This window comes from Jannaschia sp. R86511, from assembly GCF_042466345.1.
GTDB lineage: Bacteria > Actinomycetota > Actinomycetes > Actinomycetales > JBBAYJ01 > Aquipuribacter.
In genome coordinates this window covers 239817-265646 of record NZ_JAXHCD010000001.1, presented here as the reverse complement: position 1 = coordinate 265646, position 25830 = coordinate 239817, and the positions used below count along the sequence as shown (strand labels likewise).

At 74.5% G+C, this 25830-nt stretch carries 26 protein-coding genes and 1 tRNA gene; 15 read left to right on the top strand and 12 right to left on the bottom strand.

What is annotated here, in order from left to right; all coding sequences use genetic code 11:
• Positions 1–59: 59 nt before the first annotated feature.
• Together SJY06_RS01290 and SJY06_RS01285 are read right to left on the bottom strand one after the other, a co-directional pair.
• Positions 60–1340: an extracellular solute-binding protein gene (locus tag SJY06_RS01290; RefSeq protein WP_380163839.1), complete on the bottom strand. Its 1281-nt coding sequence runs from the start codon at positions 1338–1340 to the stop codon at positions 60–62.
• A gap of 87 nt (positions 1341–1427) precedes the next feature.
• Positions 1428–2450: a LacI family DNA-binding transcriptional regulator gene (locus SJY06_RS01285; protein ID WP_380163837.1), complete on the bottom strand. Its 1023-nt coding sequence runs from the start codon at positions 2448–2450 to the stop codon at positions 1428–1430.
• 136 nt (positions 2451–2586) lie between these two features.
• Between SJY06_RS01285 and SJY06_RS01280 the strand changes: the two genes are divergently transcribed.
• Both SJY06_RS01280 and SJY06_RS01275 read left to right on the top strand, forming a co-directional pair.
• The gene (locus tag SJY06_RS01280; protein ID WP_380163835.1) at positions 2587–4641 is read left to right on the top strand and encodes a glycogen debranching N-terminal domain-containing protein; all 2055 of its coding nucleotides are present in this window, start codon (positions 2587–2589) and stop codon (positions 4639–4641) included.
• Positions 4642–4788: 147 nt separating this feature from the next.
• Entirely contained in the window at positions 4789–5697 is a 909-nt protein-coding gene (locus SJY06_RS01275; RefSeq protein ID WP_380163833.1) for a hypothetical protein, read from the top strand.
• Between the two features lie 58 nt (positions 5698–5755).
• On the opposite strand, the gene SJY06_RS01270 is transcribed toward SJY06_RS01275, so the two are convergent.
• Positions 5756–6421, bottom strand: a complete 666-nt coding sequence (locus tag SJY06_RS01270; RefSeq protein ID WP_380163831.1) for a hypothetical protein — start codon at positions 6419–6421, stop codon at positions 5756–5758.
• A gap of 10 nt (positions 6422–6431) precedes the next feature.
• Positions 6432–8159: a PHP domain-containing protein gene (locus SJY06_RS01265; RefSeq protein ID WP_380163829.1), complete on the bottom strand. Its 1728-nt coding sequence runs from the start codon at positions 8157–8159 to the stop codon at positions 6432–6434.
• A gap of 161 nt (positions 8160–8320) precedes the next feature.
• Here SJY06_RS01265 and SJY06_RS01260 point away from each other — a divergent pair, with 161 nt between their 5' ends.
• The gene (locus tag SJY06_RS01260; protein ID WP_380163827.1) at positions 8321–8731 is read left to right on the top strand and encodes a YccF domain-containing protein; all 411 of its coding nucleotides are present in this window, start codon (positions 8321–8323) and stop codon (positions 8729–8731) included.
• Positions 8732–8757: 26 nt separating this feature from the next.
• On the opposite strand, the gene SJY06_RS01255 is transcribed toward SJY06_RS01260, so the two are convergent.
• Positions 8758–9726, bottom strand: a complete 969-nt coding sequence (locus SJY06_RS01255) for an endonuclease/exonuclease/phosphatase family protein (RefSeq protein WP_380163825.1) — start codon at positions 9724–9726, stop codon at positions 8758–8760.
• A 46-nt stretch (positions 9727–9772) separates the two neighbouring features.
• Positions 9773–10117 (bottom strand): DUF952 domain-containing protein, encoded by a 345-nt coding sequence (locus SJY06_RS01250; RefSeq protein WP_380163823.1) that lies wholly within the window; start codon positions 10115–10117, stop codon positions 9773–9775.
• A 91-nt stretch (positions 10118–10208) separates the two neighbouring features.
• Here SJY06_RS01250 and SJY06_RS01245 point away from each other — a divergent pair, with 91 nt between their 5' ends.
• The 5 genes from SJY06_RS01245 to SJY06_RS01225 all read left to right on the top strand — a co-directional run bounded on the left by SJY06_RS01245 (position 10209) and on the right by SJY06_RS01225 (position 14858).
• Positions 10209–11258 (top strand): GGDEF domain-containing protein, encoded by a 1050-nt coding sequence (locus tag SJY06_RS01245; RefSeq protein ID WP_380163821.1) that lies wholly within the window; start codon positions 10209–10211, stop codon positions 11256–11258.
• Between the two features lie 29 nt (positions 11259–11287).
• Positions 11288–13291 (top strand): NHL domain-containing thioredoxin family protein, encoded by a 2004-nt coding sequence (locus SJY06_RS01240; protein WP_380163819.1) that lies wholly within the window; start codon positions 11288–11290, stop codon positions 13289–13291.
• A 36-nt stretch (positions 13292–13327) separates the two neighbouring features.
• The gene (locus SJY06_RS01235) at positions 13328–13591 is read left to right on the top strand and encodes a DUF6458 family protein (RefSeq protein ID WP_380163817.1); all 264 of its coding nucleotides are present in this window, start codon (positions 13328–13330) and stop codon (positions 13589–13591) included.
• A gap of 109 nt (positions 13592–13700) precedes the next feature.
• Positions 13701–14375 (top strand): nitroreductase family protein, encoded by a 675-nt coding sequence (locus tag SJY06_RS01230; protein WP_380163815.1) that lies wholly within the window; start codon positions 13701–13703, stop codon positions 14373–14375.
• 39 nt (positions 14376–14414) lie between these two features.
• The gene (locus tag SJY06_RS01225) at positions 14415–14858 is read left to right on the top strand and encodes a PA2169 family four-helix-bundle protein (RefSeq protein ID WP_380163813.1); all 444 of its coding nucleotides are present in this window, start codon (positions 14415–14417) and stop codon (positions 14856–14858) included.
• An 88-nt stretch (positions 14859–14946) separates the two neighbouring features.
• Here SJY06_RS01225 and SJY06_RS01220 read toward each other — a convergent pair whose 3' ends face one another.
• Together SJY06_RS01220 and SJY06_RS01215 are read right to left on the bottom strand one after the other, a co-directional pair.
• Positions 14947–16806, bottom strand: coding sequence for an acyl-CoA dehydrogenase (locus SJY06_RS01220; RefSeq protein ID WP_380163811.1), 1860 nt, complete (start codon positions 16804–16806; stop codon positions 14947–14949).
• 196 nt (positions 16807–17002) lie between these two features.
• A complete protein-coding gene (locus tag SJY06_RS01215; protein WP_380163809.1) occupies positions 17003–17143 on the bottom strand; it encodes a hypothetical protein in 141 nt (46 codons plus the stop codon).
• 152 nt (positions 17144–17295) lie between these two features.
• Here SJY06_RS01215 and SJY06_RS01210 point away from each other — a divergent pair, with 152 nt between their 5' ends.
• Both SJY06_RS01210 and SJY06_RS01205 read left to right on the top strand, forming a co-directional pair.
• Positions 17296–18411 carry an FAD-dependent oxidoreductase gene (locus SJY06_RS01210; protein WP_380163807.1) on the top strand — a complete coding sequence of 372 codons (1116 nt, stop codon included), beginning with the start codon at positions 17296–17298 and terminating at the stop codon, positions 18409–18411.
• Between the two features lie 10 nt (positions 18412–18421).
• Complete coding sequence (locus tag SJY06_RS01205) at positions 18422–19693, top strand: hypothetical protein (protein WP_380163805.1); 1272 nt, start codon at positions 18422–18424, stop codon at positions 19691–19693.
• Here SJY06_RS01205 and SJY06_RS01200 read toward each other — a convergent pair.
• Positions 19675–20229, bottom strand: coding sequence for a hypothetical protein (locus tag SJY06_RS01200; RefSeq protein WP_380163803.1), 555 nt, complete (start codon positions 20227–20229; stop codon positions 19675–19677). The two genes, SJY06_RS01205 and SJY06_RS01200, sit on opposite strands and share 19 nt — an antisense overlap.
• Positions 20226–21305 carry a hypothetical protein gene (locus tag SJY06_RS01195; protein ID WP_380163801.1) on the bottom strand — a complete coding sequence of 360 codons (1080 nt, stop codon included), beginning with the start codon at positions 21303–21305 and terminating at the stop codon, positions 20226–20228. Before SJY06_RS01195 ends, SJY06_RS01200 begins: the two co-directional genes overlap by 4 nt.
• Positions 21306–21450: 145 nt before the next feature.
• Between SJY06_RS01195 and SJY06_RS01190 the strand changes: the two genes are divergently transcribed.
• The 5 genes from SJY06_RS01190 to SJY06_RS01170 all read left to right on the top strand — a co-directional run bounded on the left by SJY06_RS01190 (position 21451) and on the right by SJY06_RS01170 (position 24450).
• Positions 21451–22587 (top strand): glutathione-independent formaldehyde dehydrogenase, encoded by a 1137-nt coding sequence (locus tag SJY06_RS01190; RefSeq protein ID WP_380163799.1) that lies wholly within the window; start codon positions 21451–21453, stop codon positions 22585–22587.
• A 137-nt stretch (positions 22588–22724) separates the two neighbouring features.
• A complete protein-coding gene (locus SJY06_RS01185) occupies positions 22725–23213 on the top strand; it encodes an RNA polymerase sigma factor (protein WP_380163797.1) in 489 nt (162 codons plus the stop codon).
• A complete protein-coding gene (locus tag SJY06_RS01180) occupies positions 23206–23712 on the top strand; it encodes a hypothetical protein (RefSeq protein WP_380163795.1) in 507 nt (168 codons plus the stop codon). Before SJY06_RS01185 ends, SJY06_RS01180 begins: the two co-directional genes overlap by 8 nt.
• Positions 23713–23780: 68 nt before the next feature.
• A tRNA-Gly gene (locus SJY06_RS01175) sits at positions 23781–23851 on the top strand.
• 140 nt (positions 23852–23991) lie between these two features.
• Positions 23992–24450, top strand: coding sequence for a hypothetical protein (locus tag SJY06_RS01170; RefSeq protein WP_380163793.1), 459 nt, complete (start codon positions 23992–23994; stop codon positions 24448–24450).
• 20 nt (positions 24451–24470) lie between these two features.
• Here SJY06_RS01170 and SJY06_RS01165 read toward each other — a convergent pair whose 3' ends face one another.
• Both SJY06_RS01165 and SJY06_RS01160 read right to left on the bottom strand, forming a co-directional pair.
• Complete coding sequence (locus tag SJY06_RS01165) at positions 24471–25574, bottom strand: tyrosine-type recombinase/integrase (RefSeq protein WP_380163791.1); 1104 nt, start codon at positions 25572–25574, stop codon at positions 24471–24473.
• A complete protein-coding gene (locus SJY06_RS01160) occupies positions 25574–25816 on the bottom strand; it encodes a helix-turn-helix domain-containing protein (RefSeq protein ID WP_380163790.1) in 243 nt (80 codons plus the stop codon). The genes SJY06_RS01165 and SJY06_RS01160 overlap by 1 nt, the downstream gene beginning before the upstream one ends.
• Positions 25817–25830: the final 14 nt, after the last annotated feature.

Below are 25830 nucleotides of genomic sequence, written 5' to 3'. Positions count from 1 at the left end.
CTTCGACCGATGTGGCGGCCCGGCCGGGCGGGTGGACCCCCGCCCGGCCGGACCTGGGCTCACTGCTGGAGTGCGGCCTCGGCGTTCGTCTGGAACGACTCGAGGATCCCGGCCGGGTCGGCCGTGGCCAGCTGCTCCAGCTGGGAGTCCAGGTCGGCCAGCGCCGGCTGCAGGCCCGGCAGGGTCACCGGCCCCTGGCCGTACTCGCCGCCGGCGATGAACGGCGCGTCGTCGGGGAACGCGGCGACGTAGTCCGCCTCGGCCGACTGGCGGCTCGGCATGACGCCGAACGCCTCGGCGCTGGCGAGCTGGTTGTCGACGCTGGTCAGGGCGCCGACGAGGTCGACCGCGGCGGCCTGGTTCGGCGAGTCCGCGGCGATGCCCCAGCACTGGGTGAACAGCAGCGTGCCGGGCCCGGCGGGGCCGGCGGGCAGCTCGGCCACGGTGTACTCGACGTCGGGGTAGTCGTTGCTCATCGCGCCCCGGATCCAGTTGCCCTCCATGGTCATGGCGGCGCGCTCGGTGCCGAACGCCTCGCCGCCCCAGCCGGAGTCGACGGTCGGGGGCAGGACCGCGGACCCGCTGGCCAGCAGCTCCTGGACGTAGGTCAGGGCCTCGACGTTGCCCTCCTGCGTCGCGGTGACCGTGCCCTCGGCGCCATCGACCCAGAAGCCGCCGTTCTGCACCAGGAACGCCCCGGCCCGGTCGCGGCCGCCACCGATCACGAGACCGGCCTGCTCCGGCGTGGTCAGGGTGTCCGCGACGGTCTGCAGCTCCTCCCACGTGGTGGGGATGTCGTCGTCGGTGAGGCCGGCGGCCTCCCACGAGGCGGTGTTGATCTGCAGCGCCAGGGTGGAGAAGTCCTTGGGGGCGCAGTACTGGGTGCCGTCCAGGGTGAACGTCTCCCGCAACGACTCGTAGAAGTCGTCGTCGTCCTCCAGCTCGTACGGGTACAGGTTGCCGTTGACGGCGTAGTCGGGGAACGCGCTCGCGTCGACGTAGAACAGGTCGGGCGGGTTGCCGCCGGCGAAGCCCTGCGTGAGCTCCTGGGTGATGTCGGTGGCCACGACGACCTCGACCTCGTTACCGGTCTCCTCCGCCCAGGCGTCCGCGGCCGTGGTGACGGTGTCCGTCTCGGCGTCGCCGCTGGAGGCGATCAGCACCCGCAGCGACGCGGGGCCCTCCTGCGAGGCGGGGGCGCCGCTCTCGCCGCCGCCGCCTGCGGCGCCGTCGTCGAAGCTGCCGCCGCCGCAGGCCGCGAGCAGGCCCAGGGACGCCAGGGTCAGGACCGGCAGGGTCGCCCGGCGCGAGCGGGCCGCGCGGGTGAGGGGGTTCGTCATGGTCGTGTCACTCCTTCGTGGTGGTCGTGCAGGTGCGGGGTCACGGATCGGTCGGGCTCGGTCGGTCGAACGGCTCGGTCGGGGGGCTCAGTCGGGCAGGGCGAGGCTGGGCTCCAGCAGCACGCCCCGGGCGGCGGGGGAGCCGCCGGTCAGGCGCGGCAGCAGCAGCTCCAGGCAGGTGTGGGCGACGTCCCGGATGGGCTGGGCCACGCTGGCCAGGCCGAGGGCGGCGGCGACGGGCGTGGCGTCGAAGCCGACCACCGCCACGTCGCGTCCGGCGGCGGTGGCGGCCCGGTGCGCCCCCAGGGCCAGGGAGTCGCTGGCGCAGACCAGGCCGTCCAGGTCGGGCTCCCGGTCCAGCAGGTCGGCGGCGGCCACCTGCGCGGCCTCGGAGGTGTTGACGGTGGTCGTCTCGGCGGGCGAGCCGGCCAGGTCGGCGCCGGCCAGGGCCTCGGCCCAGCCGCGGCGGCGGTCGCGGCCCGTGGCGGCGTCGTCCGGCCAGCCCAGGAACCCGACCCGGCGTCGGCCGGTGGCCAGCAGGTGGGCCACGGCCAGCCCGGTGCCGTGGGCGCCGTCGACGTCGACCCAGTCGTGCGGCGGCTCCTCGGTGCCCCAGGGGCGGCCGAAGGCGCAGAAGGTCAGGCCCGCGTCGATCAGGTGGGCGGGCCGGCCGTCGTCGACGCTGGTGGCGGTCAGCACGACGGCGTCGGCGGCCCCGCTGCCCACCAGGTCCGCCACCAGGGCGAGCTCGCCGGCCTCGTCGGCCTGCTCGGGGTACAGCACGACCCGGTTGCCGCTGCGCTGGCCGGCCTCGGCCAGGCCGTGGAAGAAGATGTCGAGCACCATCCCGGAGATGCCGTCCTGCGGGCGGTCGGCCCGGACGGCGACGGCCTGGGCCCGCCGCGTGGCCAGCTGTCGCGCCGGCAGCGACGGGCGGTACCCGGTGTCGCGGACGGCCTGCATGACCTTGTCCCGGGTCGCCGCGGCGAGCCGGTCCGGTCGGTGCAGCGCGTTGGACACCGTCTGCCGCGACACGCCGGCCCGGGCGGCGACCGTCTCCAGCGTCGGCAGGGCCGAACCGGTCCGTGCGGCCGGGGGTGTGGTCGACATCCGGGCCTCCTCGCTCGGGTCTGGCGGCCGGTCGCGTGGACCGACTACGGTTTGAGCGCTCAACTTTGAGCGCTCAAAACATAACCTGCCGACGCCCGGATGTCACGGGGTCGGCCGGTGGGAGAAGGTGGAGCACGTGACCGCAGACATGTCCCCGGCCCGTCAGCCCTGGGTGCACGACCTCGCCCTCGTGCTCGCCGCACCCACCCAGGTCTGGTCCGGCGCCGACGGTCAGGTACGCCGCAGCGGGGTCCAGGGCGTGCTGCACGCCGACCGGCGGTTCGTCAGCGAGTGCGTGCTCACGGTCGACGGCGAGGAGCCGTCCCCGCTGACCGCCCACGCCGACGGCGGGGACGCGCACGTGTTCCTGGCCGTCGCCCGCTCCCTCGGTGACACCGGGGCCGACCCCACCGTCCGGGTCGAGCGCCGCCGCGAGGTGGAGCCGGGCCTGGTGCGCGAGCAGGTGGCCGTGGTCTCGACCGCGAGCGCGCCCGTCAGCTGCGTCGTGCAGGTGCGGGTGGCCGCGGACCTGGCCCCGCTGGACTCGGTCAAGGGCGGCCACCGGCACCCGCTCGTCGCCCCGACCGACGTCGGCGGCCCCGAGGCGGTGTGGTCCCTGGACGGCTTCCGGGGCACGCTGCGGGCCCACGGCGCCGACTGGGCCCGCGACGGCGACACCGTCGTCGTCTCGTGGCAGGTCGACATCGACCCGGGGCAGACCGTCTCCCGGGAGCTGCTGCTCGGGCTGGCCGACAGCGGGGCCGTGGTCACCAGCCCGAGCCGGCCCGCCTCCTGGCGCTCGGTGGACGTCGTCAGCGCCGACCGGCGGCTGGCCCCGGTCGTGACCCGGGCCCTGGACGACCTGCGCCTGCTGCGGCTGGCCACGACCGACGCGCCCGACGAGGAGTTCGTGGGGGCCGGGGCGCCCTGGTTCCTGACCCTGTTCGGACGCGACAGCCTGTGGGCGGCGCGGATGATGCTGCCCGTCACCACCGACCTGGCCGCCTCCACCCTGCGCGTCCTGGCGTCCCGGCAGGGCACCCGAGTCGACCCGGACACCGCCCAGGAGCCCGGCAAGATCCTCCACGAGGTCCGCGGCTCGTCGTTCTCCCTCGGCGAGGCGCACGCCGACGACGGGGTCGACCGGTCCCTGCCGCCGGTCTACTACGGCACCATCGACGCCACCCCGCTGTGGGTGCTCACGCTGTCCGACGCCTGGCGCTGGGGCCTGGCCGCCGACGCGGTCGAGCCGCTGCTGCCGACGCTGGAGAGGGCGCTGACCTGGCTGGTCGAGCACGGCGACGCCGACGGCGACCACCTGCTGGAGTACGTCGACACGTCGGGGCACGGCCTGTCCAACCAGGGCTGGAAGGACTCCGGCGACGCCGTGCGCCGCGTGGACGGCTCGCTGGCCAGCGCCCCGGTGGCGCTGTGCGAGGTGCAGGGCTACGCCTACGCGGCCGCGCTGGCCGGGGCGGACCTGCTCGAGGCGCACGGGCGCATCGGCACCGACCGGTGGCGGGAGTGGGCCGGGCGGCTGCGCGCGGAGTTCCACCGCCGGTTCTGGGTGGAGGACGCCAAGGGCCCGTTCCCGGCCATCGCCCTGGACGGCGACAAGCGGCCCGTGGTGTCGCTGACCAGCAACGTCGGCCACCTGCTGGGCACCGGGCTGCTGGACGCCGACGAGGTCGACCACGTGGCGCGGCGGATCGCGGCCCCGGACATGCTGTCCGGCTTCGGCGTCCGGACCATGTCCCGCGACGCGGCCGGCTACTCGCCCACCGGCTACCACGTGGGCTCGGTATGGCCCCACGACACCGCTATCTGCCTGGCCGGCCTCGCGGCGGAGGGCCGGGCCGAGGTGGGACCGGTGGCCGAGGCCCTGCTCGCCACCCTGCACGCCTTCGACGGCCGCCCGCCGGAGCTGTTCGCCGGCGACGCCCGCAGCACCCACCCGAGCCCGGTGCCCTACCCGGCGGCCTGCCGCCCCCAGGCCTGGTCCGCCGCCGCCGCGGTGTCGCTGCTGACCTCGGTCACCGGCCTGCGCGCCGACCTGCCGGCGGGGCAGGTCACCGCGTCCCCGGTGCGGCCCTGGTCCTTCGGCGCCACCGAGGTCACCGGCCTGCGCGCCGCCGGCCGCGACGTCGCCCTGTCCGTCACCGCCACCGGCGAGGCCTCACTGACCTGGTAGGCCACGGCGACACACGGAACGGGTCGATCGGACGGTGACCATGTCATCGGGTCGTCCGGTGTGTCGCCGTGGCTCGCGAGGGGCCGTGGGACCAGGGCCTGTGGACGACCGGAGCGGGGAGGGCCCCACCCGGACCAGGCTGTCGCGGTGCTCTTGCCCACGGAGCTGCTGGCCACGTCCGGCGGTGTCGCGCCCTACCGGCGCATCACCGCGGCCTGCGGGCGGCCGGCCCTGCGCCGTGCCCTCGCCCACGGCCAGGTGGTCCGGCTGGGTCGCAACCGCTACGCGCTGCCGGGGCTGCCGACGGACCTGGCGACCGCGCTCGGGCACGGGGCGTGCCTGTCCCACCTGTCGGCCGCGATCCACCTCGGCTGGGGTGTGCTGCACCTGCCCGTCGGGCTGCACCTGGCGGTGCCGCGCGGCCGGCGGCACCCGGACCGGGCGGGCACGCGGTGGGCGGCGACAGCCCTGGACGCCGACGAGCAGCACCTGGGTGTGACCTCACCGGTGCGGACGGTGCTCCACTGCGCCCGGACCCTGCCGTTCGCCGCCGGTCTCGCCGTGGCCGACTCGGCGCTGCGGTCCGGGCTCGTGACCCACGACGAGCTCGCCCACGTGGCCGCGAGCACCCGGGCGCCCGGCATCCTCCGGGCCCGGCGGGTCGTGCGCGAGGCCGACGAGCGGGCCGCGAACCCGTTCGAGTCCGCGCTGCGGGCCGTGGTCCTGCAGGTGGGGCTGCGCGGCTTCGTCCCCCAGCTCGTCGTGACCGGTCGTGGGCTGTTCGCCTGCGTCGACCTGGGTGACCCCGACCGGCGCGTGGCCTTCGAGGCGGACGGGTACGGGGTGCACGGCACCCGGCGCGCCTTCGCCGCCGACCTCGCCCGCCACGACGACCTCCAGGGCGAGGGGTGGGTAACTCGCCGCTTCGCCTACGAGCAAGTGCTCCGTCGTCGACGCTGGGTGGGCGAGCAGGCCCTCGTCGCGGCCTCCCAGCGGGTCGTCGGTAGAGCAGGGCCACACATCGGACGTCGTCTGCAACGGCTCGACGCGATGTGACGGCGTTGCGTGTGCCGCTGTGGCCACCGCGGCCGGTGCGCAGACGCCGACGCGCCCGTCAGTGGTCCTCGCAGCAGCGCTCCGGGTTCTGCTTCTCGAACGGCACCATGACGCCACCGACGGCCGGCTGCACCAGCAGCCGGACCCGCCCCTCGGTCACCACCGGCCGGACGAAGTCGCGGGTGTCGACCAGCGTGGTGCCGTCGTGCCCGCTGCCGCCGACCACCACGACCTCGTCGACCACCGAGCGGCCCAGGAGCTCGCTGACGCTCAGCACCCCGCGCAGCTCGTCGACGCCGGGGTAGCGGACCAGCCGCCCGGACACCCGGGTCGCGGCGGCCGCCACCGCGGCCCACGCCCCGGCCAGCGCGGCCGTCCCGTCGCCCCGGCAGGCGCCGTCGGCCAGGCCGGGGCCAGTGGCGACGACCGCGCCGTCGGGACCGGCCGACCCGACCGCACCGACCCGCGCGGCCGGGGCGACCAGGTCGTGCAGCACGTCGAGCAGGCCGTCGACCCGGCCGGGGGTCGACAGCGCCGCCACCCCCAGCGGTACCCGGCACGACACCGCCGTGTGGGGGTGGCCCGAGCGCACCTCGTGCGTGGCCAGCTCCAGGCGTTGCCCGACGTCGTCGCCGAGCAGCGCCCCGACCACCTCGCGCACCCGGTGCGCGAGGTGGTCGGCGTCCTCGCCGTCGTGGGACCAGCCGTCGACCCCGAGGATCACGAGGCGTCGCTCAGAGCGGCGTGACGAAGATCGGGTTCGTGTAGAACCACAGGTCCTCCCACGGGTCCGCGTCGCCGACGACGTCGAGCTTCGGCCCCTGCGGGTCGATCGCCGCCCCCAGGTAACCGGGCTGGGAGTAGTTGCCGTCGGTGCCGCGGGCGCGGACGTAGAACGGCTCGGTGACGTTGCCGAGCGGCTGGACCAGCTCGATGGTGCCGCTCGTGCCCGAGGTGTCCCAGGACCGGACCACCCGGGTGTCCGGGGCCAGGAACGTGTCGCGGTCGGCCGGACCGGCCACGTCGATCGAGCCCTGGATCAGGTCGACCCGGTTGAGGACGGGCAGGAACGAGGCCCAGTTGGGCAGGTCCTGCAGCGTGATCGTGATCGACAGCTCGAGCGCCGTGCCGCGGGGCACCGCGACCGTCGAGCCCAGGGGGGAGTCGCTGCGCGGGTTGCGCGGGCGACGCACGACCATGTTGACGCCCTTGACCAGGCGGCCGTGGTCGACCCACACCCGGCCGTCGCGCAGGCCCTGCATGACCTCGAGGTAGCCGGGACGGTTCACCCCGACCACGGTGCGGCTGTACTGGCCGGGCCAGAAGTCGCCGGCGGTCTCGTCCGGGGCGCCGGAGTACACCGGGTCGCGGTAGCGGCCCTCGGCGTTGAAGTTGCTGCCCGGCCCGCGCGCGGCCGTGGCCAGGTAGTTGAAGTGGCTGTCGGAGTTGGCGCTGATCCACCACGGCTTGCCCTCGGCCAGCAGCGAGTCCCACAGCCCGCCGACGGTCGCGGTCATCCAGTCGAAGCCGCCCCAGGTGCGGAACGACTCCGGCGGGTAGGGCACGAACCGGTTCGGGTTGGTCCCGGCGTTGGTGTAGAAACCACGGCCCGACGCCGCCCCGTTCGGCAGGCCCGCCGCCTGGTGGCCGGGCGCGCCCTCGAAGCCCACGGCGACGCGCGGGTCGGCGTCACGCCAGGCCCGGATCTCGTGCGGGCTGTCGATGCCCTGCCGGGCGGGGTGGTTGGCCAGGAACAGCGCCGACTCGATCCGCTTGTCGTCGACCTGCTTGCCGAGCCACTGCACGCCGGCGATCGCCTGCGCCTCGTTGGCGGGGCTGGAGGAGCTGGTGCCGTTGACCGAGCCGTCGTAGTCGGTCTCGAACTGCTTGAGGACCGCGACCTCGTTGTCGCCGGGGGCGACGAACACCGTGCCGTGCTCGGCGGACGGGATGTTCCACTCCAGCCCCTGGAAGATCAGGGTGCCGGGCAGCGCCTCGCGGGCGGCGCGGATGTCGGGGTTGACGATGTCGACGCCGATCCGGGCGTGCGTGGCGCCGCCGTGGTCGGTGATGACCAGCCAGTCCAGGCCGTACGACTTCGCGTACTGGGCCTGGTCGGCGACGGTGTAGATCGCGTCGGAGCTGTGCTGGGTGTGGATGTGGTGGTCCCCGGCGACCCACTGGTTGACCACGTTGCGACCGCGCGGCTGGCTCGGACCGGTGGCGGCGGCCGCGGCGGGGGCCGTGTGGCCCAGGCCGACGGCGGCGACCGAGCCGACCACCCCGGCGGCGCGCAGCAGGTTGCGCCGCGACAGCTGGGTGGGGCTCAGCTCGGCGTCCGGGACGGCGGTGTCGATGGCGACGGCGGTGGTGTCGTCGACCGGCGCCGCCTCGTGCGTGTGGCTGTGCGCGTGGCTGTGGCCGTGCGGGTGCTCGTGCGGGTGGCCGTGGTCGTGGCTCATGCGGGACCTTCCGGTGGCTGCGCGGGAGGGGACGAGGCGACGCAACATGCACACGTCGACATCCGTGCATCCGGGTGACGGCCGGCCGATGAACACCGGACGAACAATGAGAGACCTCTCACCATGACCGGGCCGTCGGTCCGGCCTGGGACCATCGACGGGTGATCGCCCTGGTCCTCAACGTCCTCTGGTTCGTGTTCGCCGGGCTGGCGACGGCACTCAGCTACGTCCTGGCCGGCGTCGTCGCCTGCGTCCTGGTCGTGACCATCCCGTTCGGCATCGCCTGCTTCCGGCTCGCGGGCTACGCGCTGTGGCCGTTCGGGCGCACCGTGGTGGACCGGCGCGGCGCCGGGGTGATGAGCACGCTCGGCAACGTGCTGTGGTTCCTGCTCGTCGGCTGGTGGCTCGCGCTGTCGCAGGTGCTGTACGCGGTCAGCCTGATGCTGACCGTCATCGGCATCCCGTTCGGGATCGCCGTGCTCAAGCTGGCGATCCTGTCGTTCAACCCGCTGGGCAAGGAGGTCGTCAGCAGCGCCGAGGCCCGCGGCCGGTACGTGCCCCGGATCCCCTGACCGGACCCGGGGACCCGAGCCGGGGCTCACCAGTCCAGGTCCACCAGGACCGGTGCGTGGTCCGAGCCCGGCGTACGCACCCGGGGTCGCGGGTCCTCGGTGACGCTGTCCAGCGGGGCGCCGGTGGCGTCGACGGCGCTGTCGGCCAGCTGGACCCGCTCCAGCAACGCCCGCGACACCAGCACGTGGTCGATCAGCTCGCCCCGACCGCGGTAGACGCGCGAGAACCGGCGGTGGTCGTCGATGAGCGGCGCCACGTTCCACAGCCGGTGCGCGTCGCCCTGGTCGGGGACCAGGGCCCCGGCCGTGCCCAGCTCCGAGCCGCCCGGTCCCTGCAGCAGCTGGGTGGTCGCGGCCTCGACGGTGTCGTTCAGGTCGCCGCACACCACGACCGCCTGCTCGCGCCCGCGGCCGCGCAGCACGTCGTCGACCGCCACCCGCAGCGCCGCGGCCTCTGCGGCCCGACGGAACAGGGCGAACGCCCCGGCGCGGGCCCGCTCGACCTCGTCGCGCGGGGCGAACCGGCCCCCGGGGTAGCTGAGCAGCTTGGACTTGAGGTGGGCGGTGACCACGTCCACCGGGCCGAGCCCGCCCTGCACCCGGATGCGCAGCGCGCCCCGCCCCATCCGGTCGGTCGTCCGGCCGGCGTCGTCGACCTGCACCGGCGCGAGCCCCGGCGGCAGCGCCGTCACGTCGTCGGTCTCCAGCACGTCCAGCGTGGTCAGGAACGCGACCCGGATGCCGCGCCCGTCCGGCTCGCGCGAGCAGCGGGAGACCCAGCCGCCCGCGGTGGCCGACTCCAGCGTCTCCCGCAGGTCGTCCAGGGCGCGCTCGTCGCCGACCTCCTGCAGGGCCAGCACCTGCGGGTCCAGCCGGGCCACCACGTCGGTCAGCGTCCGCAGCTTGGCCGCGTACACCTCCTGCGACGGCCGGTCGGGCTCACCCGTGGTCGACGGCGTGAACAGGTTCTCGACGTTCCAGGTGACGACCCGCATGACCCCAGGAGCACCGCACGGCCCCGCTGATGCGGTGGGCGGGACCTCAGCCCAGGCGCCAGGCCCCGGCCACGCGCGTCACCGGCTCCACCCCGACGACCGCCTCGACCGGGATCGGGGCGTAGACGTGGGGGAACGTCTCGCCACCGGGCTCCGCGGCCTCCTGCACCACCTCGACGCCCAGCCGGTCGGGGTCGATGCGCAGCACGACCAGCTCACCCTCGTGGTCGCCGTACACCCGGGCCGCCACGGCCTCGACCTGGTGCGCCCAGGCGCAGTGCACGAACCCCACCTCGCCCAGGGACAGCCCGCGCGAGGAGCGGTCGTAGGACCCGGCCCGCTGGGCCTCGGCCCAGTCGGCGGGCTCGGTCAGGTGCAGCAGCTCGGCCATCGGGCGAGCCTGGCACGCGCGGCACGCCCGGGCGAGGGACGCACGTGCGAACCGGTCAAGGCGCCGCGCTCCGCTGCCGATGGCCGGTGGCGTGGACGTCTTCGCCCCCCGGGACCCGAGGAGCGCCCGGCGGTCCCTGCAGGCGATGATGCTGGTGGTCGCCGCCGTGCTGGCCGCCTACACGCTGATCACCCCGCCGCCCGGGGTGTCGCTGCTGCTGGCGTGGGTCGTGGTGGCCGCCCTGCTGCTGGGCGCCGCCGCCCTGGTCCTGGACCGCACCGGCCTGCCCCGTCCCACGGTCGCGATCGCCCTGGTGCTCGGGGTCGTCGTGCTGGCCGGGCTGGACATCGCGACCGACGACGCGTCCGCCGCCGCCCAGGTGTTCTTCCTGCTGCCCGTCGTGTTCGCCGCCGCCCACCTGCGCCGGGCCGCGGCCTGGACCATCACGGCCGTCGCCATGGCCGGCGAGGCGGTCACCACCCTGGTGCTGCTTCCCGTCGCCGAGGCCCTCACCGACACCGCCTACCTGAGCGCGGTCGCCGTCATCACCACGTCGCTGCTGGTCCGGGCCAACCGCCGCACCGACGACCTGCTGGCCGAGCTGCGCCACCTGGCGGCGGTCGACCCGCTGACCGGGCTGGTCACGCGGCGGGTCCTGGACGACGCGGCCTCGTGCGCCCTGACCGCGGCCGACGCCGAGGCGGGCACGTCGTTCGTGCTGTTCGACGTGGACCGGTTCAAGGGGGTCAACGACCACTTCGGTCACCCCGTCGGCGACACCGTCCTGGTGCACGTCGCCCGGGTGCTCACGGAGGTGGCCGGGACCGACGCGGTGGTCAGCCGGATCGGTGGCGACGAGCTGGCCGTGCTGCTGCCCGGCACCTCCGTCCAGGCCGCGCGCCACTGCGCCGAGCTCGTCGGGCAGCGGCTGCGGCAGGAGCCCGTCCGCCTCGACGACGGCCGCCGGGTCGCCGTCACGGTCAGCGTGGGCGTCGCCCACGCCCCGGACCACGCCGTCGACCTGGCCGGGCTGTACCGCGCGGCCGACACGGCGCTGTACGAGGCCAAGCGGGGCGGACGGGACCAGGTCGCCGTCGCCCGGCCCGGCCGAGAGGCACCGGTGCCGGCACCCCGGGCATAGGCACCGGCCCGGGACGGTTGAATGCAGCCGTGAGCGCCCCCACCTCCGCCTCCGCCCGCAGCCGCGCCCGGGTCCGGGCCCCCGAGCTCGCCGGGCGGGGCTGGCTCAACACCGGCGGCGAGCCCCTGTCGCTGGCCGCGCTGCGCGGCCGGGTCGTGGTGCTCGACTTCTGGACGTTCTGCTGCGTCAACTGCCTGCACGTGCTGGACGAGCTGCGCCCGCTGGAGCAGGAGTACGCCGACACCGTGGTCGTCGTCGGCGTCCACTCGCCCAAGTTCGAGCACGAGGCCGACCCGGACGCGCTGGCCGCCGCGGTCGAGCGCTACGAGGTGCACCACCCGGTCCTCGACGACCCGCGGCTGCTGACCTGGCAGGCCTACGCCGCCCGCGCCTGGCCGACGCTGGCCGTCGTCGACCCCGAGGGCTACGTCGTCGCCCAGATGTCGGGCGAGGGCCACGGTCCGGGGCTGCGGAGCCTCGTCGACGAGCTGGTCGCCGAGCACGAGGCCAAGGGCACGCTGCGCCGGGGCGACGGGCCGTACGTGCCGCCCACGCCGCAGGGCACGACGCTGCGCTTCCCGGGCAAGGTGCTGCCGCTGAGCACCGCCGGCCGGACGACGCTGCTGGTCAGCGACTCCGCCCGGCACCGCCTGGTCGAGCTCGACGCCGACGGCGAGACGGTGCTGCGCAGCATCGGCGACGGCGAGCGGGGCCTGCGCGACGGCGCCCCCGACGTCGCCCGGCTGGCCGAGCCGCAGGGCCTCGCGCTGCTGCCGCCCGACGTTGCGGCCCGGGTGGGCTACGACGTCGTGGTGGCCGACACGGCCAACCACGTGCTGCGCGGGCTGCGGCTGGCCGACGGCTCGCTGCGGACGGTGGCCGGCACGGGGGAGCAGCTGCGCGAGCGGGCCGGTGGCGGCCCGGCGCTCGGCGAGCCGCTGAGCACCCCGTGGGACGTGGCCTGGTTCGACGGGCAGGTCGTGGTGGCCATGGCCGGGCTGCACCAGCTGTGGGCGTTCGACCCGGCACCGGACCCCGCCGCGGGCGTGGTCCGGCTGCTGGCCGGCACGTCGGCCGAGGGCATCCGCGACGGCGCGGCCGAGCAGGCCTGGTTCGCGCAGACCTCCGGGCTGGCGGTCTCCGCCGACGGCCGGCGGCTGTGGCTGGCCGACTCCGAGACCAGCGCCCTGCGCTGGCTGGAGCGCGCCGACGGCGAGCAGGGCGACGGCGCCGCGCCCGCGCCGGACCGCGGCACGCCGCACGTCGCCGACACCCGGCTGGCCAACGAGGCCGCGGCCGCGCTGCCCGGCTACGTGGTGGGGACGTCGGTCGGCAGCGGCCTGTTCGACTTCGGCCACGTCGACGGCCCGGCCGCGGCCGCCCGGCTGCAGCACCCGCTCGGCGTCGGCGTGCTGGGCGACGGCTCGGTGGCGGTGGCCGACACCTACAACGGCGCGGTCCGTCGCTACGACCCGGCCAGCGACGAGGTCACGACGCTGGCCACCGACCTGGCCGAGCCGTCGGACGTCCGGCTCGACCCGGACGACAGCAGCCTGCTGCTGGTGGTGGCCTCCGCCGCCCACGAGGTGGTCCGCGTGCGGCTGCCCCGCAGCGCGGCGCACTTCGACACCGGCGAGCGGCGCACCCGACGCCCGACGACGCTGCTGCGCCCGGGCCCGGTCGAGCTGGCCGTCGCCTTCGTCCCCCCGTCGGGGCAGAAGCTGGACGACCGCTGGGGCGACCCCACGCGCCTGACGGTCTCGGCCAGCCCGCCCGAGCTGCTCGCCGGGGGCGGGGGCGCCGCCACCGGCCTGACCCGCACGATCCGGCTCAGCGGGCAGCCGGGGGCCGAGGGGGTGCTGCACGTCAGCGTGCAGGCGGCCTCCTGCGACGGCGACCCCGTGACCGGCGACGTCCCCGAGCACGCCGCGTGCCACCTGTTCCAGCAGGACTGGGGGATTCCGGTGCGGCTGTCCGAGACCGGGACGAACCGGTGCGACCTGGACCTTCGCGGGGTCGAGCGGGCCGGCTGAGGTTTCGTCGTGACGGGGCCGGGGTACCCGGGCCGCATGACTATCGGCAGCGGTATCGGCCTCATCATCCTGGGCGCCATCCTCGCCTTCGGCGTCGAGTCCGACGCGATCGGCGGCTTCAACCTTCAGTTCATCGGCTACATCCTGATGCTGGGTGGCGCCGTGGGGCTCATCATCGGCATCGGCCTGATGTCCCGTCGGGCGGGGCCGCGCCGGACCAGCCGGACCGAGGTCGTCGAGCAGAACCAGACGGCCAACGGCACCGAGACCGTGCGCCGCAGCGACAACGTCATCGACTGACACGTCACCGACCGACAGGTCGACGACCGCACCGCAGCACCCTAGGCACGCCTGACCGGCCACCGCCGGTCGGCGTGCCTGCTGCGTGCCCGGCGGGCAGGCTGAGGTCGTGGAGCACCGAGACGTCGTCCGCGCCCGACGCATGGTGCGCAGCTACGACCCGGACCGACCGGTGGACGACGACGTCCTGACCGACCTGCTGGAGCAGGCCGGCCGCGCACCGTCAGCGGGTCACACCCAGGGTCGTGACCTGCTGGTCCTGCGCGGCGCCGACCGCGACCGGTTCTGGGACGTGGCCGCGGGGGTCCCGGGCGACGGGTCCCACGACGGGCCGCTCTCGGAACCGGACCGCTGGCTGCGGGGCATGCGGAGCGCCCCCGTCCTCGTGCTGTGCCTGTCCGACCCCGACCGGTACGTCGCGCGCTACGCCGAAGCCGACAAGGCCGGCAGCCGGGCGGCACCCGGCGCCGCGGCGCGCGGCGCCGGGACAGAGGCCTGGCCCGTGCCCTACTGGGACGTCGACACCGGCATGTCGGCCCTGCTGCTGCTCCTGGGGGCGGTCGACGCCGGCCTCGGGGCCTGCTTCTTCGGGGTGCCGGACCACCGGCACGACGCGGTCCGCGCGGCCTTCGACGTGCCCGCCGGGCGGCGCCTGGTGGGCGTGGTCAGCCTGGGCCACCCCGCACCCGACCGGCGCTCGCCCAGCCTGCGACGGGGGCGGCGCCCGCTGGCGGACGTGGTCCACGACGGGCGGTTCGGTGTCCCGCTCCAACCCGACCGCTGAGCGAGGTTCACGTCCGGTCTGCGTGGGTACACACCCCGCATGTCCGATGACAAGAACGCAGCCAAGAACCTCGTCACGACCCTGAAGGACGGCCAGAAGGGCTTCGGCGAGGCCGCCGACAAGCTGACCAGCAGCAACCGGCCCGAGTGGGCCGCCACCATGAGCCGCTTCGCGACGCAGCGCGGCCAGTTCGCGCAGGAGATCGTGGACATGGGCCACGCCTACGGCGACGACGTCGACGAGAGCGGCTCCGTCGCCGCCGCGGCACACCGCGGCTGGCTCGCCCTCAAGGACGCCGTGTCCGGCGACGACCCCGACGGCGTCCTCGACGCCGCGGTCCAGGGCGAGGACCACAGCGTCCAGGCCTACGAGGAGGCCCTCAAGGAGGACCTCAGCGACGGCTTCCGCACCGTCGTGCAGCGCCAGCACGCCGAGGTCGTCGCCGCGCGCGACGAGGTCCGCGGCCTCAAGGTCGCCAGCTGACAGCCAGCACCACGCAGCACGACGGAGGGGCCGAGCACATGCTCGGCCCCTCCGTCGTGCGCGGTGCCCGTCGTGCGGTGCCGCAGGCTCAGAACGCGCTCTCGGGCAGGTCCATCAGGCCGTTGTCCACCGTCTCGGCGATGCGGCGCTCCGCGGTCAGACGCGGCAGCACGGTGCGGGCGAAGAACCGGGCCGCCGCCACCTTGCCGGTGTAGAAGTCGCGGTCCCGGGCGCTGACGCCCTCGCCGCCCAGCGCAGCCAGGGCCACCTCGGCCTGACGCAGCAGCAGCCAGCCGACGACCAGGTCGCCCGCGGCCAGCAGCAGCCGCGAGGAGTTCTGCCCCACCAGGTACACGTTGCGCGGGTCGGCCTCCGGCCCGCTGCGGGGGTCGGCCGAGGTCAGCGCGGCGACCATGGTGCCGACGATGCCCTGCACGTCGTCCACCGCGTGCGCCAGCAGGTCCCGCTCCGCCGCGAGCTCGCCGGAGCCGTCGTCGGCCTTGACGAACTCCATGATCTGCCCCGACACGTAGCCCAGGGCCCGGCCCTTGTCCCGGACGATCTTGCGGAAGAAGAAGTCGAGACCCTGGATGGCGGTCGTGCCCTCGTACAGGGTGTCGATCTTGGCGTCGCGGACGTACTGCTCGACGGGGTAGTCGCTCAGGAAGCCCGACCCGCCGAAGGTCTGCAGGCTCTCGGTGCCCAGCAGCACCCAGGAGCGCTCCGACCCGCAGCCCTTGACCAGCGGCAGCAGCAGGTCGTTGACCCGCTCGGCCTGCTCGTCGTGCTCGCCGGCCCGCTCGGCCGCGTCGACCGTGTCCTGGAACGTCGCCGTGTACGTGATCAGCGCCCGCATGCCCTCGGCGTAGGCCTTCTGCGTCATCAGGGACCGGCGGACGTCGGGGTGGTGGGTGATGGTCACCCGCGGGGCCGTCTTGTCGGCCATCTGCACCAGGTCCGCGCCCTGCACCCGGGTCCGGGCGTACTCCAGGGCGTTCAGGTAGCCCGTGGACAGCGTGGCGATGGCCTTCGTGCCGACCATCATCCGGGCGTACTCGATGATCTTGAACATCTGGGCGATGCCGTCGTGGACGTCGCCCAGCAGGGTGCCGACCGCGGGGAGGCCGTCGACCTCGCCGAAGCGGACCTCGCAGGTCGTCGACACCTTGAGACCCATCTTGTGCTCGACGTTGGTGACGAAGGCGCCGTTGCGCTCGCCGGTCGCCCCGGTCTCGAGGTCGACGTGCAGCTTGGGCACGACGAACAGCGACAGGCCCTTGGTCCCCGCGCCGGCGCCCTCGGGGCGGGCCAGCACCAGGTGGACGACGTTGTCGGTCATGTCGTGCTCGGCGGAGGTGATGAACCGCTTGACCCCGGTGATGTGCCAGGTGCCGTCGGGCTGCTGGACCGCCTTGGCGCGACCGGCCCCGACGTCGGAGCCGGCGTCCGGCTCGGTCAGCACCATGGTGGCGCCCCACTGCTGCTCGACCATGTGCCGGGCCAGGGTCTTCTGGTCCTCGTTGCCGAGGCGGTACATCGTGTTGGCGAACGCGAAGCCGGAGGAGTACATGTGCACGGCCGGGTTGCTGCCCAGCACGAGCTCGGCCACGGCCCAGCGCAGCGAGGGCGGGACCACCGTGCCGCCCAGCTCGGCGGGCACGTCCATCCGCCACCACTCGGCGTCCAGGTAGGCCTGGTACGACTTCTTGATCGACTCCGGCAGCGTCACGGAGTGGGTCGCGGGGTCGAAGACCGGCGGGTGGGCGTCGGAGTCCTGCAGCGAGGCCGCCAGCTCGTTCTCGGCCAGCCGGCCGACCTCGGTCAGGATCTCGTGGGCCACCTCGCGGTCCACGTCGCCGTACGGGCCCGCGCCGAGCACCGCGTCACGGCCGAACACCTCGAACAGGTTGAACTCGATGTCCCGCAGGTTCGCCTTGTAGTGGCCCATGGTCCTGTCCTCCGTGCTCGCGGGACGACCTCGTCCCGTACCTGGTCAGCGTGGGTTACCCGCTGGCAACCACCAGGATGCTACTCGCCGGTAACTTTGGCAAGGGCGGTCACCCGACAGGGGGTCCCCGACCCTCGTGCGACGGTCGGGGAACCCCTGCGGCGGGTCGGAGGACGACCCGGAGCCACGGGCGGCGTCAGCGCCGGCCCGCACCACCGCTGCTGCTGATGGCCGCGATCGCGGGGCTGACGGCGCTGGGCGTCTGGCCCTTGGCCTTCTTGTTCTTGTCGGCCTTGGGCTTCTTGGTCTCGCGACCGCCCTTGTTCTTGCCTGCCATGAGGATCTCCTCGTACCTGGAGGCGTCGCCAGCACGTGCCCGGGGTCCCCGGCAGCTGATGGGCGCTCCCGGCACCATCCCACGGATCCGCAGCGCCGCCTACGGCCCGGTGAGCCTTCCCTGCGGCGGTGCCCCCGGGGCACCCTGGGCGGGTGCAGACGACGAGCGGGGACGGCGCGGGGGCACCGGGGGTGGCCGGGGTGGCCGAGGTCGCGGTGCTCGAGGCTGCGGTGGACCCGCTGCCGGGGGTGTCGCCGCTGGCCGTGGCCACCGACCCCGAGCCGGTGGACCTGCTCGTGGTGGGGGCCGGACCGGTCGGCCTGTACGCCGCCTACTACGCCGGCTTCCGGGGGCTGCGGGTGGCGCTGGTCGACTCGCTGCCCGAGCCCGGCGGTCAGGTCACCGCGATGTACCCCGAGAAGCTGATCTTCGACGTGGCCGGGTTCCCCGCCGTCAAGGGCCGCGACCTGGTCGCCGGGCTGGTCGAGCAGGCGTCGCGCTACGCGCCGACGTACCTGCTGGGCTGCCAGGCCCGCGAGCTCGTCGACGAGCCCGACGGCGACGGCCTGCTGGTCGCGCTCGCCGACGGGCGCAGCGTGCGGGCGCGGGCCCTGCTGGTCACGGCCGGGATGGGGGAGTTCACGCCCAAGCCCCTGCCGGCGGCCGGCGACGACTGGCTGGGCCGCGGCCTGGTCCACTTCGTGCCCCGGCCGACCGACCTGGCCGGGCATCACGTCGTGGTGGTCGGTGGCGGGGACTCCGCCTTCGACTGGGCCCTGATGCTGGCGCCCGTGGCCGGCAGCGTGACCCTGGTCCACCGGCGCGACGCGTTCCGGGCCCACGCCGGCACGGTGGAGGCCGTCCGGGCGCTCGGCGTGCCGGTGCTGGGCGGCTACGAGGTCAGCGAGCTGCGGGCCGACGTCGAGGGCGTGCTGGCCTCGGTCGTCGTGTCCGGCCGGATGCCCGCGACGCTGGGCGAGGAGCACGAGCTGCCCGCCGACACCGTCGTGGCCGCGCTGGGGTTCCACGCCGACCTCGGGCCCCTCGGGTCGTGGGGCCTCGACCTGGACCACCGGGCGGTGGTCGTCGACTCCCGGATGGCGACGTCCAGGCCGCGGGTCTACGCCGCCGGTGACGTCTGCACCTACCCCGGCAAGGTCAAGCTCATCGCGACCGGCTTCGGCGAGGCGGCAACGGCGGTCAACAACCTGGCCGTCGACCTGGACCCGTCGGCGCACGTCTTCCCCGGCCACTCCAGCGCCCTGTGAACCCAGTCCTGTGAGCCGCGGCCGCACGGTCGCCGTCGCGCTGCTGCTGGTGCTCGCTGTGCTGGGCAGCCTGCTGGCCGGGGTCGGGCTGGTGCGCTCGGTCGTCGGGGTCGACGAGGCGCGCAACCAGGAGCTCGCCGCGGCCCAGCTGCGCCACCTCGTGCCCGCCGTCGCGGCCGGCGCCGACGACGACATGGCCCGGTTGTTCCCGGAGGGCCGCGAGCTGACGCAGGCGCTGGTCGCGATGGCCGCGCTCGACCTGGCCCTGGCCGACGGGTCAGGGACGGATCAGGCGCTGGCCGCGGCCGACGAGGCCACCGGCGTGCTGCGCGACCCCGCGACGGCGGCCCGGTTCGGGGTCCAGGGCGGCGGGGTGTTCCTGCAGGGCTGGGCCCTGCAGGTCGAGGAGCGCCGCGCCGCCCTGACCGGACGCCCCGACGACGCCGCCGACGTGGCCGAGCGGGCCGCCCGCCTCGCCGCGTCGCTGCGGGCGGGCCTGGACCGCGGCGAGCCGTTCCTGGAGTCCTACCCCGGCCGGCGGTGGCCGGTCGACACCGTCGTCGCGGTGTCGGCGCTGGCGCGCACGGGCGCCGACGACGACCTGGTGCAGCGCTGGGTCGACGCCGCCGGGCCGGTAGCCGACCCGGCCACCGGTCTGCTGCCGCACGAGGTGGACGCCGCGATGCGACCGGTCGAGGGCCCGCGGGGGACGTCCAGCCTGCTGGAGTCGGCGTTCTGGCCCGACGTCGACCCGGCGCTGTCGGCGCGGCGCTGGGCCGTGGTCACCGAGGTGTTCGTGGTGCGCCGGGCCGGGCTGGTGGGGGTGCGGGAGCACCCGGCCGGTGTGCCGTCGCCCGTGCTCGGCGACGTTGACTCCGGCCCGCTGGTGGCCGGGGTCAGCCTGAGCGCGTCGGCCGTGGCGCTGGCCGGGGCGCGCCGTCACGGCGACGCCGTGCTCGCCGACTCGCTGCAGCGGGAGGCGGAGTGGGCGGGCGTCCCGGTCCAGCTGGGCCCGGCCCGCCGGTACGCCGGCGGTGTGCTGCCGGTCGCGGACGCGTTCCTGGTCTGGGCCCGGGCGCAGCCCCACGACCTGGCTCCGGCCGACGACCTGGCTCCGGCCGACGCCGAGGTCGACGCCGGGACCGGCACGGCCGCGGTGGTGTGGCCGTGGCCCCTGGCAGGGCTGCTGGTGTCGCTGCTGCTGGCCGGCTGGGCGGCGCGGTGGCTGCTGCGGTCGGTGCGGCGCGGCCGGGTCGGGGTGGCTCAGCGAGGCATCTCGTAGACCGACAGCCACACGGTCGCCGTGCCGCCGGACTCGGCCACCAGCACGTCGCGCTGCACCGCGCGCTCGGCGCCGTCGACGGCCCCGAAGCACAGCCCCAGCTCGCCCTCGGGGTCCTCCGTCAGCTCGAAGGGCGCCCGCTGCCGGTCGCTCAGGGGCGCCCCGAGCGTCGGCAGCAGCCCGCCCAGCTGGTCGCACAGCGCGGCTGCCGCCTCGGGGGTGGTGGTCGACACCACGAGGTAGGACGCCACGTCCTGCTCGTTGGGCCGCTGCACCGACGACACCACCTCGGCGTCCGCGGGCGGTGTCAGGTCGGCCAGCGCCCAGGCCTGCTCGGCGGGGGCGTCGGTGGCGGTGCTGGGGGCGACGGTCGGGGCGGTCGAGGCGCCGCCCGTCGCCGGTGCGGCCCGGTCGGTGCTGTCGCGCACGGTGGTCTCCCCGGTCGGCTTGCCCGTGATGTCGTAGCCGCAGCCGGCCAGCCCGAGCAGGACCGCGGCGCCCAGCGCCGCCGTGCGGGCGTGTGCGTGCCGTGTCATGGCGTGCTCCCCTCGGTCCGCCTGGTCGAGGACTGACCGTACGCGGTGAACTCCTGGGCGAGGCCGGCCCGGTGCAGCTCGGCCAGCTGCTCGTCGGTGATGTCCACCCCCAGGATGTTCGTGGACTTGCTGCCGTCCCAGTTGTACTGGTCCCGCAGGTGCGTGGTGGTCTCCGAGGTGTACGTCCACTCCCCGCCCGGCGTGCTGGGGGGCGTGACCGTCACGTAGCCGGTCTCGGAGTACTGCCAGCCGCCCAGGGCGTAGAAGTAGTTCTGGCTGTCGTAGACCAGCTGGCCGTTGGCGTCGTAGCCGAAGCCGGTCCAGCCGGAGCTGATCGGGAACGTCACGGGCCCGGTGGCCCCGTCGGCCTGGGCCTGGGCGATGGCCTGGTTGATCAGCAGCTGCCGGGTCTCGTCGGTGGCCTGCTGGAACTCGGGCAGGTCGCCGAGCATGGCGTCGACGTCCTGCTCGAGCGCGTCACCGCTGCCCCCGAGGAAGTGCAGCAGGTTGCGGGCCGCCTCGGGCCAGCGGCCCGACATGGCGTTCGCGGCCACCTCCGCGGCGACCTCGGTGGCCCGCAGCCGCAGGTCCGCGTCCTCGGAGTCGTAGTCGCCGGCTCCCGCGTCGACCGGCTCCCACGGCGGCGGGTCCGGGAAGACGGGCGTGGTGCCGGGGACGCCGTCCCCGACGGACGGGGACTCGCTGCCGGGGTCACCCGGTGCGCCGGGGTCCTGCTCGGTGTCGTCGTCGTCGCGGCGGGCGTCGTCCCGGCGGTCGCCCCGTGCGTCACGGGCCGTGTCGCCGCGGTCGGTCTCGTCCTCGTCCTCGTCCGCGGAGTCGCCGGCGTCGGCCGACCCGCCGTCGGGGCCAGCGGCGACCGGGGTCGTGCCGCCGTCGCCGTCGGCGCAGCCCTGGCCCAGGTAGCACTGCACGGCCGAGGCCGCCTGGCTCGCGATCGGGGCCCCGCCGAACACGGTGAAGACGGCGGCGACGAGCAGCCCGACCACGAGCGTGACGCCGATGTACTCCAGCGCCCCTGCACCGGCGTCGCCGCGTCGTGCCCCGAGTCTCCCCACGGCCCGAGCGTGCTCCCACGCCGACGACCCCGGGTGGGCCCGGGGTCCCAACCTCGACCGGATCCGGATGTGGTTGAGAAGTGTACGAACCGGTCAGGCGGGTACCCCACCCATGCACCACGACGCACCCGATCAGAGGAGAACCATGCGCGCGCTCGTCTACAACGGCCCGTTCGACGTCACCGTCACCGACGTCCCCGACGCCACCATCGAGGCCCCCACCGACGCGGTGGTCCGGATCACCACGACCAACATCTGCGGGTCGGACCTGCACATGTACGAGGGGCGTACGGGTGTGGAGCCCGGGACCGTGTTCGGCCACGAGAACATGGGCGTGGTCGAGGAGGTCGGCGCCGGCGTCAGCGGCCTCACGGTCGGCGACCGGGTGTCGCTGCCGTTCAACATCGGCTGCGGCTTCTGCAACAACTGCAACAAGGGCCTGACCGCGTTCTGCCTCACGGTCAACCCCGCCATGGCCGGCGGCGCCTACGGCTACGCGTCGATGGGGCCGTACCGCGGCGGGCAGGCCGAGCTGCTGCGCGTGCCGTTCGCGGACTTCAACGCGCTCGTGCTGCCGCAGGGCACCGAGCACGAGAACGACTTCACGATGCTGAGCGACATCTTCCCGACCGGCTGGCACGGCGTGGAGCTGTCCGGCCAGCAGCCCGGCGAGACGGTCGCCGTGATCGGCGCCGGCCCGGTCGGCCTGATGGCCGCCCACAGCGCCATGATCCGCGGCGCCACCCAGGTGTTCGTCGTCGACAAGCAGGCCGACCGGCTCAAGCTCGCCGAGCAGTACGGCTGCACCCCGGTCGACTACAGCAAGGGCGACGTCGTCGAGCAGCTCACCGAGCTGACCGGCGGCAAGGGCGTCGACCGCGGCGTCGAGGCCGTCGGCTACCAGGCCCACGACGCCTCCGGCGACGAGGACCCGGCCATGACGCTCAACCAGCTGTTCGGTGCGGTCAAGGCCACCGGTGGCATCGGCGTCGTCGGGGTGTTCCTGCCCGAGGATCCGGGCGCCCCGACCGACGACCTCAAGCAGGGTCGGATCACGCTGGACTACGGCACGTTCTTCAGCAAGGGCCAGACCATGGGCACCGGCCAGGCCAACGTCAAGGCCTACAACCGCGAGCTGCGCGACCTGATCGTCGCCGGCCGCGCCAACCCGGGCGCCATCGTGTCGCACGAGCTGTCGCTGGAGGAGGCCCCCAAGGGCTACGACCAGTTCGACAAGCGCGTCGACGGCTGGACCAAGGTCCTGCTCAAGCCCGCCGCCTGAGCGACCCGTCCGTCTGCACGTCCCCGACCGCCCGTCCCGTCCGCGGGGCGGGCGGTCGGCGTGCGAGGGGGTGGTGTCGTCCCACGATGGAACCTGACGCCGGGTTCGCGGGGGTCAGAGGTGTGAGGACGGGTGGGGTGGGCGACGAGCAGGCGCTGCGCGAGCTGTACGCCGCGACGTACCCGCGGCTCGTCGGCGTCGTCGGCGCCGTGTGCGGCAGCCGGCAGGACGCCGAGGAGGCCGTCCAGGACGCGTTCGTCCGACTGCTGGACCAGTGGCCGAAGGTGTCGACGTACGACGACCCGGAGGCGTGGGTGCGCAAGGTGGCGCTGGGGTTCGCGAGCAACCGTCGTCGCAAGGTGCTCAACGGTGTCCGGGCGGTCCTGCGGCACGGCCCTCCGCCCGAGGCTCCGTCGCCGACGGGCGACGCCGTGGACCTGCGGCGGGCCCTGGCCTCGCTGCCCCGGGCCCAGCGCGAGGTGGTCGTGCTGCAGGGCGCGGGCCTCGGCATCGCGGCGATCGCCCAGCAGCTCGACGTTCCGCAGGGCACGGTGAAGTCGCGTCTGTCGCGTGCCCGCGCCGCCCTGGCCCCGATGCTCCGAGAGGACGTGGACGACCGTGTCTGAGCTCCGTGAGGCCGTCCAGGCCGAGATCGCCGCCCACACGCCGGCGGAGCCACCGCCCTTCGGCCTGCTCGCGGAACGCCGGCGTCGGCGCGACCGCCGGCGGGCGGCAGCAGCAGGGGCCACCGTGTCGGCCCTCGCCGTCGCAGCCGCCGCCCTCGTCCCGGGCGCGCTGCTGGGCGGACGTGACTCGGCTACGACAACGGTGCCGGCGGTGCGGCAGGAGTCTGTCGCAGCGGAGACCGCGGACGACGCGCAGACCTTCGGCTTCCGGGTCCAGAGCGATGGCCACGCGGACGCCCGCGAGGACACGAGCCACGAGGCCGTCGCGCGCTGCTTCGACCTGCCCGGCGTCGCTGCCGCGCTGGGTTTCTTCTCCTCACCCATGCAGTGGTCGGTCCGTGTGACCGGACGCGACAACGCCGCGGAGGTCCGGGCCTGCGTCGAGGCGGTGCCCGGCTGGACGACGGCCCGCGACCCGTCGTTCGAGGCACCGTCCTAGGAGGGGAGAGTCGACCGCGACGCCAGGCCGGGTATGCTCTCGAGTCGCGCCCGCCACGGTGGGCGTTCGCGGATGTAGTTCAATGGTAGAACTTCAGCTTCCCAAGCTGATAGTGCGGGTTCGATTCCCGTCATCCGCTCCCAGGTCAGAGCGGGGTTCCGCCCGCCGCGAGAGCCCGAGATCGACCCGCGTGCCCGCTACGTGCCCGTTGTGGCCCTCGAGGCGAGGCCGGCGGGGGTCGGACTTGTGGTCGCCCCGCCTCCCGCCAGACTGGGCCGCGTGATGGATGCTGAAGACCTCACCGTCTCCGACCGTGCGTCCCCTGCCGAGACGGATGCGATCTGCCGCGCCGTCTTGACCACCATCTGGTCGGACCTCGACGGCTTTATAATCGATCTCACCGACCTGGGCGATACGCCGGACACTGCGGCAGCCGTAGCCGCACTCGCTCCCTACCGAGGACGAACCCTGTTCCGGCGCCGACCCACCCAGGAAGCGGACATCGAGCTGGGCAAGCACGGCGATGCCGACGCAACAGTGCTTGAGGCCGTCCTGGCCCTGGCCACCCGCACGCAGGCGTCGCATGGCTTCAGCGTCGACCTCGGAGGTATCGCCTACGGCGTCGACGACGCAGGCACCAGCTGCTACTTCTTGCTCACCGCAGCCCAGAGAACCGAAGTTGACGGCCGCCTCCGGGACCTGGGTATGTCCCCGGACCTCCTCGTGCCGGAACCGTGACCCGGCACTAGCCGGCGGTCTCATCGCTGCCCCAGGATCAGCGTGTCCAGCGCGGCCGCGACATCGCGGTCCCGGTCCGACGAGGTGTGCAGGTAGATCCGCGCTGCACGCGTCGAGCTGTGCCCCATCCGAGCCATGAGGTCCGACAACGTCGCGCCCGAGTGGGCCGTCAACGTATTGCCCGTGTGGCGCAGGTCGTGGAAGTGCACCGGAGGGACACCGGCCGTTTCGATGGCTGCCACCCAGTGCTTCTGGAAATTGCTCCGCCGTAGCGGCGCTCCCTTCGCCCCCGTGAACACCAACGCCGAGGACTTCCGGCCGGTGAACTCCTCGAGGTGCGAAGCCACCACCGGCACGAGGCTCGGCGGGATGGACACGACACGACGGCCGGCGGCCGACTTCGGTGGGCCGGTCACCAATCGACCGTCCGCTAGCTCGACGAGAGTCACCCGCACCTGCACGACGCCGCGGTCCAGGTCGATGGCGTCGCGGGTCAGGGCCGCCAGCTCGCCCCACCTCATCGAGCAGAACGTGCCCAGCACGACCAGCAACCGGAACCGCTCAGGCAGGGCATCGGTGAGCGCTGACACCTGCGACAGCGTGAGCAGCGGACGTTCAGCGATCCGCTCCGTCGACGCGCCCCGGATCTGACAGGGGTTCGACCGCAGGACCCGATCCTCTACCGCCGTCCCCAGCATGGTCTTCAGGAGCCGGTAGGCCTTCGCCACCGTCACCTCACCCAGGCCCTTCTGCAGCAGGTCCGCGCGCCACGTCCGCACCCGCGCCGGGCTGATGTCCGTCAGCAGCAGTCCACCGAGCCCGGGGGAGATGTGCAACCGGAACAGTCCCTCGTACAGGCGACGCGTTCGAGGTCGCAGCCCAGCTCGCTCGCTCACCCACCGCGTGCCGTACTCGCCGAGCGGCTCGCGGCCGGCGTCCGGGTCGAGCCAGTCACCCGCCCGAAGGTCGTCCTCGATACGCGCCAGCCAACGGTCCGCGTCAGCGCGCCGCTCGAAGGTGTGCGGCGCCGCCCGGTCGATGCCGTCTGGCCCGTGATACCTCGCCTGCCAACGGCCGGACGGCAGTTGCCGGACGCGACCGAACCGTCGACGGGGCCGAGGCATCAGGCCACCTGCCCACGGCGTCGCGGGGTGGGCTCGACCGTCCCGGCCGCGATGTAGTCCCGGACGACCGACTCGGGAATCCGCACGTGCTTGCCGACCCGAACGAACCGGATACGGCGCTCGTGCACCAACCGGTACACGAACCCACGCGCCACACCGAGCCACTCGGCGACCTCCGTGACCGTCAACATGACGTCCCCGGGTGGTCGGGACCGCTCCTTGGTGGTGCTCACTGCCCCCATGGCCCTCTCCTCTC

What these genes read in the sequence shown, in the direction of transcription:
- SJY06_RS01290 (WP_380163839.1), bottom strand. Translation starts at nt 1,340, where the DNA reads ATGACGAACCCCCTCACCCGCGCGGCCCGCTCGCGCCGGGCGACCCTG.
- SJY06_RS01285 (WP_380163837.1), bottom strand. Translation starts at nt 2,450, where the DNA reads ATGTCGACCACACCCCCGGCCGCACGGACCGGTTCGGCCCTGCCGACG.
- SJY06_RS01265 (WP_380163829.1), bottom strand. Translation starts at nt 8,159, where the DNA reads ATGAGCCACGACCACGGCCACCCGCACGAGCACCCGCACGGCCACAGC.
- SJY06_RS01255 (WP_380163825.1), bottom strand. Translation starts at nt 9,726, where the DNA reads ATGCGGGTCGTCACCTGGAACGTCGAGAACCTGTTCACGCCGTCGACC.
- SJY06_RS01250 (WP_380163823.1), bottom strand. Translation starts at nt 10,117, where the DNA reads ATGGCCGAGCTGCTGCACCTGACCGAGCCCGCCGACTGGGCCGAGGCC.
- SJY06_RS01235 (WP_380163817.1), top strand. Translation starts at nt 13,328, where the DNA reads ATGACTATCGGCAGCGGTATCGGCCTCATCATCCTGGGCGCCATCCTC.
- SJY06_RS01225 (WP_380163813.1), top strand. Translation starts at nt 14,415, where the DNA reads ATGTCCGATGACAAGAACGCAGCCAAGAACCTCGTCACGACCCTGAAG.
- SJY06_RS01220 (WP_380163811.1), bottom strand. Translation starts at nt 16,806, where the DNA reads ATGGGCCACTACAAGGCGAACCTGCGGGACATCGAGTTCAACCTGTTC.
- SJY06_RS01215 (WP_380163809.1), bottom strand. Translation starts at nt 17,143, where the DNA reads ATGGCAGGCAAGAACAAGGGCGGTCGCGAGACCAAGAAGCCCAAGGCC.
- SJY06_RS01200 (WP_380163803.1), bottom strand. Translation starts at nt 20,229, where the DNA reads ATGACACGGCACGCACACGCCCGCACGGCGGCGCTGGGCGCCGCGGTC.
- SJY06_RS01190 (WP_380163799.1), top strand. Translation starts at nt 21,451, where the DNA reads ATGCGCGCGCTCGTCTACAACGGCCCGTTCGACGTCACCGTCACCGAC.
- SJY06_RS01165 (WP_380163791.1), bottom strand. Translation starts at nt 25,574, where the DNA reads ATGCCTCGGCCCCGTCGACGGTTCGGTCGCGTCCGGCAACTGCCGTCC.
- SJY06_RS01160 (WP_380163790.1), bottom strand. Translation starts at nt 25,816, where the DNA reads ATGGGGGCAGTGAGCACCACCAAGGAGCGGTCCCGACCACCCGGGGAC.